The organism is Paenibacillus kyungheensis, from assembly GCF_028606985.1.
Lineage (GTDB): Bacteria > Bacillota > Bacilli > Paenibacillales > Paenibacillaceae > Saccharibacillus > Saccharibacillus kyungheensis.
This window is the reverse complement of sequence record NZ_CP117416.1, coordinates 1,463,401-1,481,929: the sequence shown is the minus strand read 5'-3', so window position 1 is coordinate 1,481,929 and position 18,529 is coordinate 1,463,401. Positions and strand designations below refer to the sequence as shown.

At 38.6% G+C, this 18,529-nt stretch carries 24 protein-coding genes; 3 read left to right on the top strand and 21 right to left on the bottom strand.

Annotated features, from left to right (window positions below):
- Positions 1-6: 6 nt before the first annotated feature.
- The 13 genes from PQ456_RS06455 to PQ456_RS06395 all read right to left on the bottom strand — a co-directional run bounded on the left by PQ456_RS06455 (position 7) and on the right by PQ456_RS06395 (position 9,905).
- Positions 7-783 (bottom strand): hypothetical protein, encoded by a 777-nt coding sequence (locus PQ456_RS06455; RefSeq protein WP_273615396.1) that lies wholly within the window; start codon positions 781-783, stop codon positions 7-9.
- Positions 784-810: 27 nt separating this feature from the next.
- A complete protein-coding gene (msrA, locus tag PQ456_RS06450; protein WP_273615395.1) occupies positions 811-1,341 on the bottom strand; it encodes a peptide-methionine (S)-S-oxide reductase MsrA in 531 nt (176 codons plus the stop codon).
- Positions 1,342-1,509: 168 nt separating this feature from the next.
- On the bottom strand, positions 1,510-1,632 hold the full coding sequence (locus tag PQ456_RS06445) for a hypothetical protein (RefSeq protein ID WP_273593517.1): 123 nt from the start codon (positions 1,630-1,632) through the stop codon (positions 1,510-1,512).
- 141 nt (positions 1,633-1,773) lie between these two features.
- Positions 1,774-2,085, bottom strand: a complete 312-nt coding sequence (locus PQ456_RS06440; RefSeq protein WP_273615394.1) for a hypothetical protein — start codon at positions 2,083-2,085, stop codon at positions 1,774-1,776.
- A gap of 31 nt (positions 2,086-2,116) precedes the next feature.
- Positions 2,117-2,551 (bottom strand): GNAT family N-acetyltransferase, encoded by a 435-nt coding sequence (locus PQ456_RS06435; protein WP_273615393.1) that lies wholly within the window; start codon positions 2,549-2,551, stop codon positions 2,117-2,119.
- Between the two features lie 101 nt (positions 2,552-2,652).
- Entirely contained in the window at positions 2,653-3,153 is a 501-nt protein-coding gene (locus tag PQ456_RS06430; RefSeq protein WP_273615392.1) for a DinB family protein, read from the bottom strand.
- 38 nt (positions 3,154-3,191) lie between these two features.
- Positions 3,192-3,989 carry a YhfM domain-containing protein gene (locus PQ456_RS06425; protein WP_273615391.1) on the bottom strand — a complete coding sequence of 266 codons (798 nt, stop codon included), beginning with the start codon at positions 3,987-3,989 and terminating at the stop codon, positions 3,192-3,194.
- 136 nt (positions 3,990-4,125) lie between these two features.
- Positions 4,126-4,833, bottom strand: coding sequence for a hypothetical protein (locus PQ456_RS06420; protein ID WP_273615390.1), 708 nt, complete (start codon positions 4,831-4,833; stop codon positions 4,126-4,128).
- Between the two features lie 104 nt (positions 4,834-4,937).
- Positions 4,938-6,008 (bottom strand): hypothetical protein, encoded by a 1,071-nt coding sequence (locus PQ456_RS06415; RefSeq protein ID WP_273615389.1) that lies wholly within the window; start codon positions 6,006-6,008, stop codon positions 4,938-4,940.
- The gene (locus tag PQ456_RS06410; protein WP_273615388.1) at positions 6,005-7,843 is read right to left on the bottom strand and encodes an HSP90 family protein; all 1,839 of its coding nucleotides are present in this window, start codon (positions 7,841-7,843) and stop codon (positions 6,005-6,007) included. Before PQ456_RS06410 ends, PQ456_RS06415 begins: the two co-directional genes overlap by 4 nt.
- A 23-nt stretch (positions 7,844-7,866) precedes the next feature.
- Positions 7,867-8,304, bottom strand: a complete 438-nt coding sequence (locus PQ456_RS06405; protein ID WP_273615387.1) for a DUF7716 domain-containing protein — start codon at positions 8,302-8,304, stop codon at positions 7,867-7,869.
- 30 nt (positions 8,305-8,334) lie between these two features.
- Positions 8,335-8,961 (bottom strand): hypothetical protein, encoded by a 627-nt coding sequence (locus PQ456_RS06400; protein ID WP_273615386.1) that lies wholly within the window; start codon positions 8,959-8,961, stop codon positions 8,335-8,337.
- Positions 8,962-9,230: 269 nt separating this feature from the next.
- Positions 9,231-9,905, bottom strand: coding sequence for an HD domain-containing protein (locus PQ456_RS06395; protein WP_273615385.1), 675 nt, complete (start codon positions 9,903-9,905; stop codon positions 9,231-9,233).
- 312 nt (positions 9,906-10,217) lie between these two features.
- Between PQ456_RS06395 and PQ456_RS06390 the strand changes: the two genes are divergently transcribed.
- Positions 10,218-11,126 (top strand): methyl-accepting chemotaxis protein, encoded by a 909-nt coding sequence (locus PQ456_RS06390; protein ID WP_420540644.1) that lies wholly within the window; start codon positions 10,218-10,220, stop codon positions 11,124-11,126.
- A 106-nt stretch (positions 11,127-11,232) separates the two neighbouring features.
- Here the strand turns inward: PQ456_RS06390 and PQ456_RS06385 are convergent, their stop codons facing one another.
- Genes PQ456_RS06385 through PQ456_RS06370 form a run of 4 tightly spaced genes read right to left on the bottom strand, consistent with a single transcriptional unit; the run spans position 11,233 to position 13,549 of the window.
- A complete protein-coding gene (locus tag PQ456_RS06385) occupies positions 11,233-11,535 on the bottom strand; it encodes a hypothetical protein (RefSeq protein ID WP_273615384.1) in 303 nt (100 codons plus the stop codon).
- A gap of 59 nt (positions 11,536-11,594) precedes the next feature.
- Positions 11,595-12,404: a PP2C family serine/threonine-protein phosphatase gene (locus PQ456_RS06380; RefSeq protein ID WP_273615383.1), complete on the bottom strand. Its 810-nt coding sequence runs from the start codon at positions 12,402-12,404 to the stop codon at positions 11,595-11,597.
- Between the two features lie 15 nt (positions 12,405-12,419).
- Complete coding sequence (locus PQ456_RS06375) at positions 12,420-13,070, bottom strand: DUF3885 domain-containing protein (protein ID WP_273615382.1); 651 nt, start codon at positions 13,068-13,070, stop codon at positions 12,420-12,422.
- 8 nt (positions 13,071-13,078) lie between these two features.
- Positions 13,079-13,549 (bottom strand): VOC family protein, encoded by a 471-nt coding sequence (locus PQ456_RS06370; RefSeq protein WP_273615381.1) that lies wholly within the window; start codon positions 13,547-13,549, stop codon positions 13,079-13,081.
- 129 nt (positions 13,550-13,678) lie between these two features.
- On the opposite strand from PQ456_RS06370, the gene PQ456_RS06365 reads away from it, so the two are divergent.
- Together PQ456_RS06365 and PQ456_RS06360 are read left to right on the top strand one after the other, a co-directional pair.
- Complete coding sequence (locus tag PQ456_RS06365; protein WP_273615380.1) at positions 13,679-14,215, top strand: hypothetical protein; 537 nt, start codon at positions 13,679-13,681, stop codon at positions 14,213-14,215.
- A 103-nt stretch (positions 14,216-14,318) separates the two neighbouring features.
- The gene (locus tag PQ456_RS06360) at positions 14,319-14,822 is read left to right on the top strand and encodes a hypothetical protein (protein ID WP_273615379.1); all 504 of its coding nucleotides are present in this window, start codon (positions 14,319-14,321) and stop codon (positions 14,820-14,822) included.
- A 29-nt stretch (positions 14,823-14,851) separates the two neighbouring features.
- Here PQ456_RS06360 and PQ456_RS22955 read toward each other — a convergent pair whose 3' ends face one another.
- From PQ456_RS22955 to PQ456_RS06345, 4 genes are all read right to left on the bottom strand, one after another.
- Positions 14,852-14,962 carry a helix-turn-helix domain-containing protein gene (locus PQ456_RS22955; RefSeq protein WP_420540665.1) on the bottom strand — a complete coding sequence of 37 codons (111 nt, stop codon included), beginning with the start codon at positions 14,960-14,962 and terminating at the stop codon, positions 14,852-14,854.
- A gap of 51 nt (positions 14,963-15,013) precedes the next feature.
- Positions 15,014-16,783 carry a B12-binding domain-containing radical SAM protein gene (locus PQ456_RS06355; protein ID WP_273615378.1) on the bottom strand — a complete coding sequence of 590 codons (1,770 nt, stop codon included), beginning with the start codon at positions 16,781-16,783 and terminating at the stop codon, positions 15,014-15,016.
- The gene (locus PQ456_RS06350; RefSeq protein WP_273615377.1) at positions 16,780-17,505 is read right to left on the bottom strand and encodes a thioesterase II family protein; all 726 of its coding nucleotides are present in this window, start codon (positions 17,503-17,505) and stop codon (positions 16,780-16,782) included. Before PQ456_RS06350 ends, PQ456_RS06355 begins: the two co-directional genes overlap by 4 nt.
- Before the next feature lie 73 nt (positions 17,506-17,578).
- Positions 17,579-18,418, bottom strand: a complete 840-nt coding sequence (locus PQ456_RS06345) for a hypothetical protein (RefSeq protein ID WP_273615376.1) — start codon at positions 18,416-18,418, stop codon at positions 17,579-17,581.
- Positions 18,419-18,529: the final 111 nt, after the last annotated feature.

Below are 18,529 nucleotides of genomic sequence, written 5' to 3'. Positions count from 1 at the left end.
TGCTCCTTATTGAACAGCGATAATTTGCTGTTTGGTCTGTCGCGCGATTTCTCTGCCTTCTTCATCCAGTGAAGCATCTAACATCGCAAACCATGTATCAATATCCATTTTGTCTTTACGAGCAATCAAAATAATTTTCACTGCTTCCATCGCATGCGGTAGCATAGGCACTCCTCGCATATACAAAAAGGTATCATCTGTAATATGAAGCTGCTTATAAATATCCATTAATTCATTTAAAACAGTAAATGCACGATCATATTCTTTCGCATCTGCCAGTGCACGACAAGCATAATACATCATCTGTGGAATCGGTACACCTTCATCATCTTCAGCTTGTGCCCGTAATTGTTTGGCTTGTGTATAAGCTTCCATACCTTGATCGATATGACCTGCTAGAATAGCCGACGTCATCAAATTAAACCAATCATTGATATCACTATACTCTTTTGCTAACCACTCGAATGTGGCTCGTGCTTGTTCATATTGTTCTAAGCGAAAATACGATAAAGCTGTTAGACCGTATGCTTCTTTCACCACATACGTATCTAGAGATGAACGATACGGTTCTACCTCTTGCAAGACTTCATTGAACTTCTCTTGTTGAAACAATTCACGCAACCGATCCATTTCTTGAAATTCAGGATTGGCTAGATTCACTTGCTGTTGTGCTGGCTCCTGATCCGACGCGGATACTGAAGCTTCTTGTTGTTGTGTAGAGGCGTTATCTTGTTCAGTGGATGCATCGGAATTTTTACCAAATAATGAACGTAATTTTTTCATCATATATATTCCTTTCTGGTAGCTATTTTAAGATTGTTGCCAGTTGTTATCGATAAACTCGTCCCGTCCGGATTGTTCACGATCTTCTTTATAATGTTTAGGATTCTTTTTGTGATAATCTTGATGATATTCTTCGGCTGGATAAAAAACAGGTGCAGGCAAAATCTCTGTAACAATCGGTTGTGTAAATCGACCGCTTGCTGCCAGTTCTGCTTTGGATTGAAGCGCTAATTCTTGTTGTTCTTCATTATGATAAAAAATAGCAGTACGATACTGTGTACCACGATCTTGAAATTGTCCGCCATCATCGGTAGGATCTGTCTGTGGCCAGTACAGTTCTAATAATTTCTCGTAAGCAAATAAAGATGGATCAAATGTAATTTCGACCACTTCATAATGACCGGTATTGCCTGTTTTGACTTGTTCATATGTTGGATTTTTGATATGTCCACCTGTATAGCCAGACACAATCCCATGAATACCCGGTAATTCTTCAAATGGTGTAACCATGCACCAGAAGCATCCTCCTGCAAATGTTGCTTTTTGTAATTCTGACATGTACGTGATCCCCTTCTGTTTACAAATATATTTAGTACACCTTTATTATACGTATGTTTAGAAAGCATTACAAAAGCCGCAACACCCAGATGATCACTCATCTTATGCTTGCGGCTGATTTTAAAAATTCATATGGCTTATCGTAATAAGCATTGTATAGACTACCTGCTATTTCTGTTCAGGAATATAGACGACAAACCCGCTATCTTCACAAAACACATCACTGAATTGATATACCTGTTTGTTATCGACAAACAACCATTCCAGCACTCTACGGATGACTTGCAGCATGATAGTCCCCTCTCTTCATTTCAACTTCGCCTGTATGGCTTATCGTCATTTTAAGGTCGAGAACTATCGTTGTCAATCATGATTTTTGTAAATAAAATAAGCAGATATTAACGCTGTGTAAACGTTTCAATATAAATGGATTTATGAGGAAGAAATATCAAAGTAATGACCAAATATCCCTAAAGAATCAATCGTCAAATTCCCTTTATTGGTTGAGTATTCATCTGTTGTTTTTTTGTACAAAAACAAATGACGTTCTGCTCTGTCTTTCCATTCAATCGCTTGTCCATTGATACTGCAATCTCTGGTTACACTAGCGCTGGTACACTTCAAATTATATTGATCGACCAACCATTGATTATAAGACTTTTCCCCTGGTACCGTTGCAATCATACTCAAAATAAGTGCAAAAAAGATCATAATCAAAATCCATTTTTTTCTTTGTTTCGGCAAAATGTAATCAGCTCCTATAAATGTGAGAACGCTATAATACTTTGTAATGACTTCGATGAGGATTGCCATGCTCTTGCTTAAATGCTAGCTGTATATAGAACTGACTGGCTTGCTCACTGTTTGTATACAATACAAGTATATTATAGAACTTCTTCGCTTCAGAAGTCACTTTTTGCACCAATTGCTTGCCGATTCCCAGATGGCGATAGTCAGGATGAACATACAGTCGTCGTATTCGACCTGTCGAATGATCGGAAAAAGGATCTTGATTCAAGCCGACTACTCCTATAATCTGCTCCTGTTCACGAACGATATACAGAGCTTCTCCTTCACCTGAAAATGTATTTTCTCCTGCTACGTATTCGTTAACCAATCGCTGGAGATGTTTGAATCCTTCTTGTTCACTTCGGATCACTAAAGGTTCCAGTTCATGTACTTTCAATTGTTCTACAACAGAGATGATCATATGTATAGCCTACTTTCTTTAGATATTTTCGTTCAACATAAATACAGATCATATCCCTACTTGAATAGAGGAATATGATCTGTCTGAATATACTCTTTTATTTAGCTATGTTCAACTTTAGACTTTTTACTCTGGTTGATCATTGTCTCGATACGTTCATTGCCTAGAATCTGGCGGAAATGATGAATCATATGCTCGATATAATCAGCAGCCAGCCATTCCAAAGTCACACTTTCTCCAGAAGGTAAAATACCTTCTTTGGTATAATCTTCTTCAGGAATCTGAGCAAGTACTGTCGAAATCTGTACATTGCGATTGATCCAGAGCTGAATCACATCATATGGATCATAACTATTATGGTAATCATTGAGTTCTACCCAGCGATCTTGATCATACCCTTCGATCGGAATAGGATAATCAGACAGAGCAATTTTGACCAGACGTATATAATTGTTGGCTGCCGAATCACATAGATGACCGACAATTTCTTTTTTAGACCATTTGGCTGGATGAGATTTGGCGCTAAATTCGTCTTGAGGAATACGATTCAATTCGGTCTGAAAATGCAATACCAGATTCTGAAGTCGTTGACTGTAATTCATTAAAAATCCTCCTTTAGCAAAATAAAATGATCATCGATCTAACGAATATACACGCCAAAATAATACTGACTGTTGTTATCTTTATTCCATGTCGCAGAAAGTACATACTTTGCATAACCACGCTCTAGAGGCACAGTGTACCTTCCAGATCTATCTACTTCTACTGGAAAATGCTCTCCATTTTTTACCATGTATAATTCTATTTTAGCAGGCTTGGTTGGAAAGTCGACTTTTATTTGTGATGAAGGTGCAACTGAAATTGCTTGACCCTCAATCTGTTGATCTAATGTATCAGGTGCTGGTGGTATGCCACATATAGATTCTAACTGATGTGTCTCTGGATTCCACTTAGACGAGCAAAATGCTCCTGAATATAACGGAATCGTTGTCCCGCTGATTTGTACTGTAGGCTCTGGCAAACCTTCTGGAAAAGTAGTACTTTGAAGAATCATATCTCTTAATCGATTCGTATCTGTACTGGAAATACGATAACCTTGATGACTATCCGCACCATCTAAAAGTAAACCTTCTGTATGTGCATTATGTTCAAATCCTAGTGAAAGCGAATAGTGATGAGTTGTCTGATCATTATCAACTAATTCTACATTATACTCTGTAGACATATCGAGTATGCCTTCAACGGGCTTCGCATGTTCAATTGCATCTACAATGATCTGTAAATCTTCTGGATGTGTAAATGAAGTCTCTATACATGAATCATTCTTCCACGTGGGATTACAGGCAAATGTTGCTTTCTGGATCGTATCATGAGGATCTTTTAATCCCATATGAAAAAGACCATTATCTGCTTCATGATTATAAATAGCTAATAACACAATAATGCCAACGACTACTAAAATACGTGGATAGATGGCTACCTTCCCCTTCTTCTAGATAATATATACAAATAATACCATTTTACGTTCAAAACAAAAAGACGCTCTTAATGAGCGCCTTCGGTTCCAGCTTGGATTACTGGATATCAGTATACAATCGAACATAATTTATATGTTGCGATTGAGTGTTATACGAGAAAATAAGAAAAGATTTTGGAAACTTGGGATTGGTCAGATGATAAGTGGCTTCTGCTGTATAAGCTATATCTTTCGAAGTATCATTGGTCTCAGCAGTCTTACCTAAGTTAGCGATAACCGTATCTATCTTTAATTTTTTGTAAGCATCTGCCCCTGAAGTGAATTCTACTATTTGATCATTAGCATCGAAAGTCACATCGAGTGTGCCGTAACTCAGCATAGGTCCTTCTGTACCACCTAGTTCAGGCTTACCTTGTAAACGAACTAATGTTGACCGACTTGATCCTAACGATAGACCTTCAGGTAGATCAGGCAATGTACCTTTGTTGGCGGCTTCCAGAATGGTCGTACCAGAGATATCAGTGTCATTATCAGTAACAGTACTTGTTGCAGATGAAGAATCAGTAGTAGCAGAAGTAGATGATTCTTGTTCTGTTGTAGTCGGTTCCTTCTCTGTCTCAGTAACTACCGGTTCTACGATCTCATGCGCCGATGAGGTTGCAGATGTAGAAGAAGGGGTTGATGGTTGATTACCACATCCTGCTACAAGCAACAACCCTACGATGAATAAACTGGCTTTGCCGAGTCCAGTTGATAGCTGTCTTTGGTTAGATAATAAATTACGATTACGTGTAGATCTATTCATTTCATATTCTCTCCTCTGTATAACTGATTCATTGAACATAGTATATAGAGAACATGTATCTGCGATATGAACGAATGTATCTAACTTGTAAATAATAGATGCTTTTATAATTGCTGAATTAACGTCGTATAATAGCTGTTACCATTGCGCTGATCTAACCGCCCTGCTGTTTCTAGTGCCATTTGTTCTAGACGACTCGCTATAGCTGGCAAATCATTAGCTTCTTCTGGATAGGGATAGCCAGCTGGTAATTTAACAGATGTCACATTGCCATCGGCAACCAGACGCTTGAACAGTACAGCCGCATACGCATTAAACATCATCTTATCACGCGGATTCTCATGATCCAAAGATAATCCAACCCATTGTTCGAATACTTCCAAAGCCTGCAAAAGATCGATATTTAATAGGTAATACATATGCTCACCTGAATGAAGTACAAAGTCACGATTGCCTTTAATCAGGCGATAGCCTTGTTTTTGATATTTCTCTGCTTCTTCTAATTTACCTTGACGATACAATGGCATTAACACTTTCGATAATGTCAGATGAGGAACTTCACCACAAGTCATTCGTCCTTTCAGAATAGGTCTAGCTGTGCGAATAATCTGCTCGTCATTACCTTTCATCACTTCAAACTCTACGAATTGATGTTGTTCACATGCTTCACAATCGCTCATCTCATCACGATCCATCGCTTTGGTCTTATTTAAAAATTGTTGCGCTTCTTCCACTTCACCATAATCTTTAAGTAGTGAAAAGCGATAGTAATAATAAGAACGCTCACTATATCCGAATTGTTCATAACGTTTACGCATATCTACTAATAATTCATCTATTTGTGCTCGGCTGACTTCTGGAAATGAAGCAATCGAATCCAAAATCCATTTGTATGACCATAACAATGTAAAATCATCATACTCCTCTGGTTGTTGATCAAATTGACCTAGTAACCATGAGAATGCTACCAGTGCTTTCATCGGGTGACCGCTAAAAGTACAAGTTTCGACTAATTCTTCGCGTGCACTATAACCCTGTTCTACATCACCAAGACTGTCTGCAATCCGAATCGCTTCTTCTAATAAAGCGATTTTGGCTCTCCCATTAGGCAAACTATACGCTTGATCCATAATATCTTCAAAATCTGGATTGATCTGTTCAGGTTGGTTATTCATTCGGTATGTCCTCCTTGATCTGTATTCGCTGATAATCCCCAATCTAAAAAGCGAACAATGCCTTGATTCAATACTTGCATCTCTTGTCTGTTCATCGGATAGTGACCCATCATCAATGCATTTACATATAACATTTCGATAGCAACAACAATCATACTTTCATTTTTAGCTTGGAAAATACGCTCTACGACTGAATTGTTTATATTCAGATAAAGTGTCGAATAAGCAGACTGTTGCAATGAAGAACTTAGACTTTGCAGTACAGAAGTTAAAGCAAGCGGGCTAACTGATTTGGATGTCTCAATAGAGCGCAAATCCGAAGCTTCTTGCGATAAAGTAAATAAGGCTGGTAAATCTTCCGGCTTGAACCGTTTGAGCTGAATCTGACAGCGGAATCGTTGCAAAGCAACATCTGCATAACGAACAGCTTCATAATATTGTTTGCGCTCTTCTGTCGTAATATCGGTAAAAGCAAGAGAGACATCTTCTGGAATTAAGCGCTCTGTATTCGCTTCTGCACATACTTCAGGAAGAAGAGCAATCAGTTCTGCATCGTACACATAACCACCATTTACCACTAATAACGATTGTGCAGAAGCAACATGAGTAATCTGACGATATTCGTCCAAACTGGTCGTATAATACATTTTCTGATTGTCTGCTAGTAATTCATGCACTTTACGGCGACCGTATGTTGTCTCAAAAGGCAACCAGCGATAAATAATCTGGAAAAATGATGTATCTTCAACCGCAAGAGCTTTCATTGATAACGCATGCAATTGAATAATGCGTTGCAATCGATCAGGCTCATATTCTGCCATACGTAGCAATTCAGCACGAATACTATTTCCTAGTTCTTGACGAACTTCTTCCAATTTCTCATTTTCGTAGAAATGTTCACGAGATGCTGTCGGTTGTAATTCATCTGTCCAGATAATACTTTTCACAAAAAACGCCCAGTCTGGCAAAATGTTTTCTGCTTTTTCTGAGACTAGCATATATTTCAAATATACTCGATTCGATTTCTTCACATTCAGATTCACAGAGTGCGGCAAAATATAAGCGATACCGCCTGTACGTCCTGAAGCAGTTCGCAAAGGAATATAATCTTGAAATTTCTCACCAAGTAGACGCTGTCCCAGTTGTAATACTTCATCACGATGACCTCGTGCTCGTTCTGGATCATCCAGCCATACAGGACGCTGATCGTTAATAATGCGCTGAGTCTGCTCATCACGGAATGTAATCGGATAGGGTAATAATGCACCATAATCATAGATCCATTGTTGCAACAATTCAGATTCATAATACATTTCACAATCAGGCTTGCAACGTAAATATACTTTCGTCCCTGGGGATAATTCTGTCTCTAGTTCACGAATATGATAAGTACCATCTGGATTACCACGCCACTCTAGCGCTTTACCACCTTTGGCAGATTGAGTCACCATAACGATCTCATCACTCACCATAAAGCAAGATAACAGTCCAATACCGAATCGTCCGATAAAAGAAGTCTCTTGGGTAAACGCATCTGCTCCACTACGCTTAGACGATTGACCGATCATCGCCAAAAATTCATGTACATCTTCTCTTGTTAAGCCAATGCCATCATCTTCGATCATCAATGTCGACCCAGCACCTGAACCTGTTAACTCAAGATGGATACTTCCTTGATAAGTGGCATCTTGTTGCGAACGAGCGGTTACAGCATCGACGGCATTTTGTAAAACTTCACGTAAAAACACTTTAGGATTACTGTATAAATGATTGGATAAAATATTAATCATTCCACTAAGATTGACCTGAAACCGATATGTATCTGACTCACTCATAGAACACAACTCCTTCAATAATTTTAATGATTGTCCATTCTAGCTACCACTTCATCGTATTCCAAAAAAGCATCGTATTCATAATAATAATTAATCGCAATCACCATCATTTCAGGTGTAGGCGTTTTGCCTGCATTGTGCAAAATATCAATAATATCTTCGAACGTAGCCAATTCTAACCACGTTTGTATATGTTGATCATCCACCCAATCAGGAAAAATATCTTCACGAGCGTTGGTAATGGTTCCTCCTTGATACTCCAATTCATTTAGCCAATCTTCATTAAAATAATAAATAGGGGTAGTAAGCGGATTGCTTTCCCACTTTTTCACATTAAGATAGAGCCATTGATTTTCTATCTTATTCATCACAGGCAACAGTTCTACAAAATGATCAAACTTGGCGTATTGTAATTCTCCTTTTTCATATAAATCAACGATTTGCTGTTGATTTGGATTCATATTATTTCCCTCCTCTTTGGGCAAATACAATTAGACTATATTATGACTATGTTCATACTTATGCTGTACCTTTTGTAATGCTTTGACGATCCCATCTCTATTTTTGGCATCTTTCATATACTTGGGTAAGCGATAGGACGCATGACGCTTAATATACAAAGAAGGCTTCATCCGCAGATCAGCCGAAATATAATCAATAAGATAATTCAAATGTTCATGATTCAGTGCCCAGATCAATTTGCCTCGATAATGGGTCAGCAAATATAGATTTAATTGAAAAAAAGGGTCTTTCCCATCTTTAATCACAAATCCGGAAGAACATCCATGAGATGTTTTCTTGTTGAGAGGTACTTGATTACTGGTATGGCAGTATGGGCAACGAATATGTACATTTTTATGTTGCTGTTGACCTTTGTCTGTCACTTGCACGTTAAACCAACGCTCGCAAGATGTACACACCCCGCTTGCTCGATAATCATAGTCCATTGGATACTTTTGCATATAAAAACAATGGGAACATCGCATTTCTATTGATTCATTGTCGGTGATAGAAGCAGGGCCAGCACATTTAGGGCATTCTACCAGTACCGGTTTGCCATGATGCAATAAATACCAGATACTATAAGGTTCACCTAATTCATCGAAAAAACGTTTCATGATGCATCTCTCCTTTGTGTAGTATATCGTATGATATGGATAAGTATTTCGTTCCACACAACAAGAATAATATCAGCTAGAAGTAGGTGTAATAACGTATAACTACTTAGACAAGCCATACAATCATAGCCACATTTATTCTGTATTACCTTACTTTTAAGTATACATTTCTCCAAAGTACAGAACAAGCGTTTGACCTGAATGCAAAAAAAACTTGCGTAGGGTTATATCTTTTTCCCTACTACAAGTCTTAATGTATTCTTATTCATTTAGATTTCGCCATTCCATTCTTTGTAAAAGCGGTCTACATATTCTTGCATATATTGATGACGTTCTTCGGCGATAATACGTGCAGAAGGCGTATTGATCATATCTTTTAATTTGAGCAATTTTTCATGGAAATGATTAATAGCTGTGCTCTTCTCATTACGATATTGTTCAGAAGTCATTGAAGTACGGACTGGAATATCAGGATCATGAATAGGACGACCGGTATGCCCTGAATAAACAAATACACGAGCAATAGAGATAGCTCCAATCGCATCCAGACGATCAGCGTCTTGTACAATCTGTCCTTCAAGTGTACGTACAGGAGGGTTGTTCCCTCCATTGTAAGACATAGTGGCGATAATCTCTATTATATGTTCCACATCGGCTAGAGGGATCGATTGTGTATCTAACCAATCGGTTACTTTACGCATACCTGCTTCTTTGGAGACATTGAGCTTTTCGTCTGCTACATCATGAAGCAAAGCCGCCATCACTGCAACAAATCGATTGCCTCCTTCAGTCGCTGTAATACGTTCGGTCATTTGTACAACACGGTGAATATGCCACCAATCATGTCCACTGGTATCCTCAGAAAGAACCGATTTCACAAATTGGGCTGTATCTTGAATCACTTGTTCTTGTATCTGCTCTGTACTATTCGGTGTGGTTGTCATTGTGGTATCGTCCTTTCGCTCTAAAGATTATCAAGATTACGTGGTCGGACAAAAAGTATACATGATTTTGGATATACTGTACATCTATTGCTGTATTTTTATCGAAGTTTGTATCAATACATCCATATATATGTAAATTTATAATCGAATATATGGCTCTAACCCTAATTAAACGCTTGAAAATGGTCGATATTATAATCAATATAAACGTGAGACTTCTATCTAAAAATAATCCTTACTTAAATGATCTTACTCGTTTTGAAAAAAAGAATAGCTGAATTGGATGATTTTATTTGTGAGAGGAAGTTACTTGTGCAGAACTATAATCAACAATCAATGGATGCTTTAGTAGTCAAAGCTTTGGAGAATAACCTTGCTATTATTCGATTTGATACTCATCGACGTGTAGCTTATGTAAACGATATTTTTGCTCGTACTATGGGTTATACACGTGAAGAAATGCAAGGAATGGATCATCGGTCTTTTTGTTTTCCTGAGTTTGTGAACAGTCCTCAATATGAACTATTTTGGAAAAATCTTTTATCTGGAGAAAGCTTTCAAAATAAAATCGAACGTATGGATGCTAGCGGCAACTCAATCTGGTTAGAAGCCACTTATATGCCTATTTTCGAAGATGACAATCATCAAGTTATTGGTATCTCTAAAATCGCAACCAATATTACACAGCGCCAAAACCATATGACTACTGTCGTCACCGAGCTACAAAATATGGCAGATCATATGAGTGAACGTGCCAATAAAGGGATTAACCGCAGTCAGGAATTATTGCAAAGTATAAACAAAATTGCAGATGTCTCTGCTGAAAACAAACACACTTTGATGAACCTTCAGCAACAAGCTTTATCGATTCAAGGAGTAGTACAGACGATTCGTGATATTTCTTCTCAGACGCATTTGCTTGCTTTGAATGCAGCGATAGAAGCCGCTCATGCTGGCGAATTTGGACGTGGATTCGATATCGTTGCCAAAGAAGTACGCAAGCTATCGAAAATGGTAGAACAATCTATTATTGAAGTACGTGATAGTGTAGATGCGATTACACGCGAAATTGAGAAAATTGCTAAAGGCACCAACGAAGCTCAATCCACCGTAGAACAAAGCCAGCAACAGATTCAAGTAGCGATGAGTGATTTTACCCAAATCTCCTCGGCAGCTCAAGAATTAGATATTCAAGCACGCGAAGTATCGGTAATCCTTTAATTCAATAAATAAATTCAAAAAGACCGTTCTATATGAGCAACGGTCTTTTCGATTTAATATTTTGTATTCAAAATATTACTACTAAGTATTTTTTATTTCTTTTCCTTTAGTGTTGAGAATGATTTGGGCTGGTTACTTCTTCTACCTCTTCTAATGGATCATCCTTATTTGCACTATTCAGATGACGTTTCTGCTCCGCTTCTGCGTGATATAGATATAGAATCCCTGCGGCTAACGATATCCAACTCAAATATAAAGGTGCTTGCCCTACACTATTTGAAAAAGTATCAAACAGTTCACTGTTCCATGTAGTTGTTCCTGATCCCCATATTGCAGCACTCATGTATTTCACACTATACAAAAAGGCGGCTATCGCGATCAGACTGATTCCTGCGGCTCGTTTGTTCATCATAATCTCCATTCTGATTTGCGTATTGGTATGACTTAGATAATTACTATTACTGAATCTCAAATTGAAGGCATATCAGATGGCATCTGTGGTGCTTGATGATTGGTATATTGCCAGCTCATAATCGTTGCGCTGTCTTTGCCCTGTTGGGTATGAATATGTTGTAAGATGGACTCTATATTCGGCTTAAGATCGTGATCATTTACCAATGCTTGATATACATGTGTAGGATGTTCAAAATAATGATCAGGTGTATCGACTACACCATCTGTCATTAAAACGATAATATTATCCCCTGCTCGTAACTGTCTTTTGCCAATCGTGTAACAAGGAACTTCCAGATCGAACGTATTCACCTGTCCAATCCATTCATAAAACTGTCGCTGATTCAGTCCATATTGACCCCAGGCGGCTAGGTCAGGATGAAGTAGATATGCCATACAATCGCCTACAGAGAACCACCATAGATAAGCGTCTTTTTGTAAAACGATCAGACAAGACGTTTCTCCGGTTACCTGCTGACATGCTTGACGAAAAGACACACTCGAAAACAAGTCTACGATATACTTTTCAAATACATCGAATAGATCAGGTTGTTCTAACATCGCTTGAAGTCTAGATTCATCTTGTTGTAACGTATCAATAATCAGTGCTGCACTGGTCGCTGTCTGATGAGCATCCAAAAGAACAGCTAGCCTGGCAGAACCATTTTCACTTTGCATCACTAATAAGCCATCTTCATTTTTATAAGCGCCTGCTCCTGTATGCCCGCCGTACCATCCTATATGTATCCCATGTTGCTCTGTCATCGTTGGCGTATCTAAAAAAGGTTGCTCACTTCCGACCCATCTATAACTGCTAACACTCATAAGTACCTCCTTTATTTATGTCCCAAAAACCTGATCCATCTTTTCCAAATCATACGGTAAAAGCCAATCATAATATTGCTCATACAAGCGTTGTAATGAACCTTTTTGCATGCCTACAATATCGAGTCCACGATCATCGTACATATGGAAGATGATTTGTTGCTTGGGCTCTATAAAATACACGCTTTCAGATAAAGAAGCTCCTCGCTCCGGAAAATCTGTATAACTAATCGCTTTGAAAATCCCTGCATAATCAAGATCATGGATCGTACACCATACATATTGGCTTTGAATATATCCGTTTAATTCTGCTGTATCTTCATCATAATCAGGTTGTTGCGAATGGAGCTTAACCTGTGAAAAACATTCTGATCGTAGATACGTTGATAATACCTGAACTTCATTTCGCTCAATACGTTCAATATCAGATAATACAGTCTGATAAGTAAAAGTCAGTACACATACTTGTTCACTTTCAGCAAATACAGCTTCAAATAAAGATACAGCATGTTGTTGAAGTTGTTCAAAATAAGTCGGATCATCAATACCACGATAAGGTACTCCTAATTCAAACCGTAATCCTAAAGGAAAGTTATAAAACAAAGGCACTTCTAACTTCATTTGTGGAAAAGTCTGCTCTAACCAATCATTAAAATCATTATTCATAACTGTAGTCACTCTTTACCTCGCTTGGACTGTAATTCTTCCCATTCATGCAAATAGATCATCTGTTCCTGATCGGATGTATCTAATTCAATCGGACAAATAAATTCTAACAAGTTACCATCAGGATCATCAAAATAAATAGCCGCATGCGCTTGAGGTCTATTTGGTAATACAATCGGGCCAATCGGTTGAAAGCCAAACACTTCGCGTACAGCAATTCCTTTGGCTTCTAACCACTCTTTGGCTTGCTTGATATCTTCATAATCAACGCGAAAAGCCATATGACGCAAAGAAGGATGATACGGTGTGTTCACCTGCTCGCCTTCCCATAGCCCTAACCAACTGATTCCTTTCTCGATCCATACAAAACTCAGACTCTCTCCGCGGTGAGCAATCTCAAGCCCTAATTTCTCATAAAAAGCGAGCGATCTATTCATATCTTTGACAGGTAGCAATGCTTCGTACAATCCTTTAATCATCATAATCCTCCATTCGTAGATGTAAAATTCAATGTTTCTTTACTATTCTACCTCAATATTAAAACTTGTCTAATTGCCCAAAATAGGGTTATATACACATATATCCGTTTACAATCAGGGGGCGTTTTGATGAAATCCAATTCACATACAACTGTGCCTTATGGCTATGAACCTGTTATCGAAAAAAGCAAAGGAACGCTAATCTACTACGATTCGTTCGAACACACAACAGATGATGATCTGAACTTGGCGCTACGAACGATGGATCATATGCAATTTACACGCTTGGTGCTCTATCCACTGCATGAGCAGACAGTAAAGCGCATGTCCAAAGAGCCGGTATCTGCCTATTACAAGCGTGAAGACCGTCTACATGCCTGGAAACGAGAAACCGAACGCAAAAGTATCACCGTAGAAGGCTGGGATGGTAAGCGTAAAAAGTATACTCCTATCGAAGCCGCATTACGCCATCTGGTAGATCAATACCAATCTCCTTATTTTCTACTGATGACTCCTGATATGGCGAACTTATTCGCGTCATTTTCTTCTTTTGAAGAATGGATCAGTAAGCTCAAAATCGTTTTGACAGAAGAACCTACTTCTCTTCATCCACGGATGCAAAAGTATAGCAAACGTTGGGTAGTAGCAGGAGTCGAAAAAGAGTAATTCGTCTATGTTTCTGTCTTTTAAAAAATACGTAATTAAGTTATAATAATGCAATAAAACATTTATTTACGTGCTATGTATAAGGCTGAAAGGTGTGGAATGGATGGAACATATGCTTCAACAGATTTTGCAGGAAATCCAATCGTTACAGAAAGATAATCAATTTCTAAAAGACGGCATGCAAGAACTTAATCAGAATCAAATTCTTTTAGCAGAAAGACAGTCACAACTAGAAAAAAACCAACTTCAATTTGAACAAAATCAAACGGATTTACAAAAAAATCAATTACGCATGGAAGAAAACCAGGTTCGTCTGGCTCAAAATCAGATCCAACTAACAGAAAGTCAATCCCGCTTGGAGCAAAGTCAATCACGACTAGAAGAAAACCAAGTTCACTTAGAAAAAAATCAAGTGCAAACTAATATTAAAATCAGTGATATTCACACTGCGGTCGTTCGTCTTGAAAATGATCAACCCAAAGATATTGTCGCTCTGTTAGAAACGTTTGATGATTATTTTTGTGAAAAAGATTCGGAATTAGCTATACTGAATCATCGTATATTTCGAGTAGAATCTAGATTGGAACGTATGAGTATGCGTGCTTAAGCCATCCTGAAGGATGGCTTTTTTATTATCTACTTATTCTCTGCTTCTTCTTGATCTGGTTGGTACTCAATCAAGTCAGACAATTGACACTGAAATGTATCACATAATTTATTTCTAACAAAATCAGTAACGCTATGTATTAAATAAAAACACCAGCTATATCATTACAATATAACTGGTGCTTCTTGGTCTTACATTGCTGCCCCTTCAGGCGATAAAGCAGTAGTGAAAAATACAGGTTTTTGCTGTTCATTCTGCTGATACGCTACCAGTAACAGACTGCGTCCTTCGCTAGCTGTTACTGGTTCACCGGCAAGAATTTTATCGAGACGGAATGGCAGTTCTTCCATCACTGTATGTTTGTGAAGTTCTTTATCATTTAATTTCAAATCAACAAACTCGGTTGAGAAGTCTTCCGGTTGTTGAATAGCATGTCTGATATGGCTGGACATCTGGTCTTTGTTCATCGTGAAGTCCCACCAGATTTTGCGTGGTTTGTACTTATGGTTGAGGAAGTAGTCTAACTTCATCAATCCCAGTACCACATCCATACGAGGTGTCTGGCGATCCATTAAGAAGGCTTGTAAATGGGTAAATAAATCTTCCAATTGATGACCAATCTTCTGCCAGCCTTGAGCTTCCCAGTAATTGCCGAACTCCTGGAAAAAGTCGAATGGCGACTGGAATTCGTTATACAGCAGATAGTTCAGCGTATAATCCATGCGATGCGCATTCCAGTATTTCTCCAATACATCTTCCAGACGCTTCAAGCGTACAATATCTTCAAAAGACAGCTTATCACTACTCAGAATCTCATACGGCGCATGATCCATATACGTATACTGATATTTGTCTGCATCGATTCGCAGCCCTGTTCCGCGTAACATTTTGAGGAATCCTAATTGCAATTCTTCTGGCCCTAAAGCAAATACATCGTTAAACGTTTTGCGGAATGTATCATAATCTTCAAGCGGCAATCCTGCGATCAAGTCCAAATGCTGATCGATATTACCAGATTCTTTGATCTTCGTTACTGTCCGACTAAGCTTGGTAAAGTTCTGACGACGCTTCACCAGTTCATTGGTCGGATCGTTAGTGGATTGCACACCAATCTCAAAGCGGAATACACCCGGTGGTGCATGTTCTGCTAGATAATCTAACACTTCGGGACGCATAATATCTGCGGTAATCTCAAATTGGAATGTACATCCATTATGATTCGCTATTAAAAACTCGAACATTTCCATCGCATAATCACGCTTAATATTAAATGTACGATCGACAAACTTGATTAATTTGGCACCTTGATCGATCAAGTACAGAATATCACTTTTGGTACGTTCGATATCAAAATAACGCACACCGACTTCAATACTGGATAAGCAAAATTGACAGCTAAACGGACAACCACGACTCGTTTCAAAATATACAACCCGCTTGGCAAGTTCAGGTACATCTTCGACAAATCGGTACGGCGAAGGTAGTTCATTGAGATCAAGCTTCGGACGACCTGGCATCATAATCAGTTCTTCGCCTTTGCGGTATGCTACCCCGTAGACAAAATGATATTTGCCTGCTCCTTCGATCTCTTGTAGTAAATGATGGAACGTTTCTTCGCCTTCACCAATCACGATAAAGTCGATATTGCTGACACGCTTCATCCAGTATTCGGTATCATAAGATACTTCAGGGCCACCGAGTACAATTTTCACTTCTGGCATGACTTTTTTGAGAATATCGACCACTTTAATCGTTTCTTCAATATTCCAGATGTAACATGAAAATCCGATCACATCCGGTTTCCGTTGGAACAAGTCAGATACGATATTCATCACCGGGTCTTTGATTGTAAATTCGGCAAGTTCAATATCAAAGTCTTTTTCACTAAAAGCTTTTAGGCAACGAATCGCAAGTGATGTATGAATATACTTGGCGTTCAATGTAGATAATACGACTTTCATAGCGATATGCTCCTCTCATGCTGTAACAAAATCATTCGGATATCGGCAAGCACCTGTTCTGCGCAAGTATTAATAAAGAAATGTCCACCATGATAAGATTTGAATGTCGTTGGAAGTGATGAATACTCACTCCATGCTTCGATATCTATCGTTGTCATTTGATCCTGTTCTCCGGTTAAGACCGTGATCGGGAACGGAAATACTTCATACTGCTTGTTATAGCGATATTGCTCTACAAGCCTAAAATCGGCACGCAATACAGGAATAATCATCTCCAACAATTCCTTATGTTCCAGTATAACATCCGGTATTCCGCCGAGGGTAATGACTTTTTCAATAAAGGCTTGATCTGAAAGTTGGCTCCATTCTTTGCGACTGGCAATATGAGGAGCTACTCGGCCTGAGAATAGGCTTGTTACCGGATAACGACCTGTTTCGGTATACACTTTATGTATCATTTCAAATGCAAGAAGACTGCCCATACTATGCCCGAAAAAAGCAAACGGACGATGGTCTTGAAAATACGGTCGGATCTGTTGCCATAGATCGTTAACAACTACTGCCACATCGCTAACTAAAGGCTCTGCAATTCGGTGTCCATGACCGGGAAGCTCAATCGGAATCAATTCAATCTGTGGCTGTAATGATTTTTTCCATGAATTATAAATATAAGCATTACCACCTGCATACGCTAACGTAAATAATCGAATCTTATTATTCATCTGTATTCCTCCATATGATTGTTGGGATAGCGCTATGCAGTAAATATACTGATTCGGCATGATAGCAAATCTGTTACAAGCATCCCAATACCCATCCTTCTAACAGACTCAATTGATATTCTGCTCTGCTTAATGTAGGCAAAGACAGATAAGGTGCTAACGTCTCTTCTTGATCGCGCTCTTGCATCCATGCTGCAATATAATACGCATCACGTTCATGTTCACTATAGGTCGAGATATTGGATAGATGAGGTTCGGTGATCATTCTTCTTTTGTACAATGAAGGATACGCTTCGACAATCACATGATGTTGTTTTGGTATTATTTTACCATCAAATGGCCAGAAGTGGATGTTCATTCCATGTCTTTTTTGCCAGTATCGTAGACGATATATCCATGCTAATCCGGTATGGGTCGAATAAGAGACTGCCCCTTGCATCCCGGAGACACGATCCAGATCAACTACACTTTTGGTTGAGGGTACAAATTCACGTTCCACTAATCGCTTAGCGATAGAGTTGGTGTAATGAGCTTGTTCTTTACTTTGCTTCATGGTAAGTTTGGTCGTCTGCCATGTCTGATAACTCCATTTGAGAAAATCATCCCACTGATCCAACTGCAATTGTTGCAACACTGACAAAGGATACGACAGCCCATGATCGATACCGATAATCATTCGTTCTTGACTGGATAATAACTGATCCCGTAACCAGAGATACACTTCTTCTCTTGACCAGAGATGATCTTTGTCAGATGATGATGTGCTAGAAGTAAGCGAACTAACAGTAGAGGGATAGACTAGAGAAGCAGGTGAATAGATACTTCCCTGCACAACAGCCAGACCTTTAATTTTGGAGCGTGGCTTATCTGCTCCCGAGTAATCTATTCCGATATATTTTTCAAATAAAGGCATATTTATCTTCCTCCGCATGTTCTTATCCTGCTGTGACCTCATTGCAAAACATTACAAAAAACCGATACTTCTTACCGGTAAGCTCTTTTCAATATAGATTGTGAAAAGAAA

Excerpts from the sequence above, each read along its gene's own strand:
- PQ456_RS06430 (WP_273615392.1), bottom strand. The coding sequence starts at position 3,153 with ATGAATTACAGTCAACGACTTCAGAATCTGGTATTGCATTTTCAGACC.
- PQ456_RS06415 (WP_273615389.1), bottom strand. The coding sequence starts at position 6,008 with ATGAATAACCAACCTGAACAGATCAATCCAGATTTTGAAGATATTATG.
- PQ456_RS06365 (WP_273615380.1), top strand. The coding sequence starts at position 13,679 with ATGAAATCCAATTCACATACAACTGTGCCTTATGGCTATGAACCTGTT.
- PQ456_RS06395 (WP_273615385.1), bottom strand. The coding sequence starts at position 9,905 with ATGACAACCACACCGAATAGTACAGAGCAGATACAAGAACAAGTGATT.
- PQ456_RS06380 (WP_273615383.1), bottom strand. The coding sequence starts at position 12,404 with ATGAGTGTTAGCAGTTATAGATGGGTCGGAAGTGAGCAACCTTTTTTA.
- PQ456_RS06385 (WP_273615384.1), bottom strand. The coding sequence starts at position 11,535 with ATGAACAAACGAGCCGCAGGAATCAGTCTGATCGCGATAGCCGCCTTT.
- PQ456_RS06420 (WP_273615390.1), bottom strand. The coding sequence starts at position 4,833 with ATGAATAGATCTACACGTAATCGTAATTTATTATCTAACCAAAGACAG.
- PQ456_RS06410 (WP_273615388.1), bottom strand. The coding sequence starts at position 7,843 with ATGAGTGAGTCAGATACATATCGGTTTCAGGTCAATCTTAGTGGAATG.
- PQ456_RS06350 (WP_273615377.1), bottom strand. The coding sequence starts at position 17,505 with ATGAATAATAAGATTCGATTATTTACGTTAGCGTATGCAGGTGGTAAT.
- PQ456_RS06435 (WP_273615393.1), bottom strand. The coding sequence starts at position 2,551 with ATGATCATCTCTGTTGTAGAACAATTGAAAGTACATGAACTGGAACCT.
- PQ456_RS06445 (WP_273593517.1), bottom strand. The coding sequence starts at position 1,632 with ATGCTGCAAGTCATCCGTAGAGTGCTGGAATGGTTGTTTGTCGATAAC.
- PQ456_RS06405 (WP_273615387.1), bottom strand. The coding sequence starts at position 8,304 with ATGAATCCAAATCAACAGCAAATCGTTGATTTATATGAAAAAGGAGAA.
- PQ456_RS06370 (WP_273615381.1), bottom strand. The coding sequence starts at position 13,549 with ATGATTAAAGGATTGTACGAAGCATTGCTACCTGTCAAAGATATGAAT.
- PQ456_RS06355 (WP_273615378.1), bottom strand. The coding sequence starts at position 16,783 with ATGAAAGTCGTATTATCTACATTGAACGCCAAGTATATTCATACATCA.
- PQ456_RS06400 (WP_273615386.1), bottom strand. The coding sequence starts at position 8,961 with ATGAAACGTTTTTTCGATGAATTAGGTGAACCTTATAGTATCTGGTAT.
- PQ456_RS06375 (WP_273615382.1), bottom strand. The coding sequence starts at position 13,070 with ATGAATAATGATTTTAATGATTGGTTAGAGCAGACTTTTCCACAAATG.
- PQ456_RS06345 (WP_273615376.1), bottom strand. The coding sequence starts at position 18,418 with ATGCCTTTATTTGAAAAATATATCGGAATAGATTACTCGGGAGCAGAT.
- PQ456_RS06455 (WP_273615396.1), bottom strand. The coding sequence starts at position 783 with ATGAAAAAATTACGTTCATTATTTGGTAAAAATTCCGATGCATCCACT.
- PQ456_RS06360 (WP_273615379.1), top strand. The coding sequence starts at position 14,319 with ATGGAACATATGCTTCAACAGATTTTGCAGGAAATCCAATCGTTACAG.
- msrA (WP_273615395.1), bottom strand. The coding sequence starts at position 1,341 with ATGTCAGAATTACAAAAAGCAACATTTGCAGGAGGATGCTTCTGGTGC.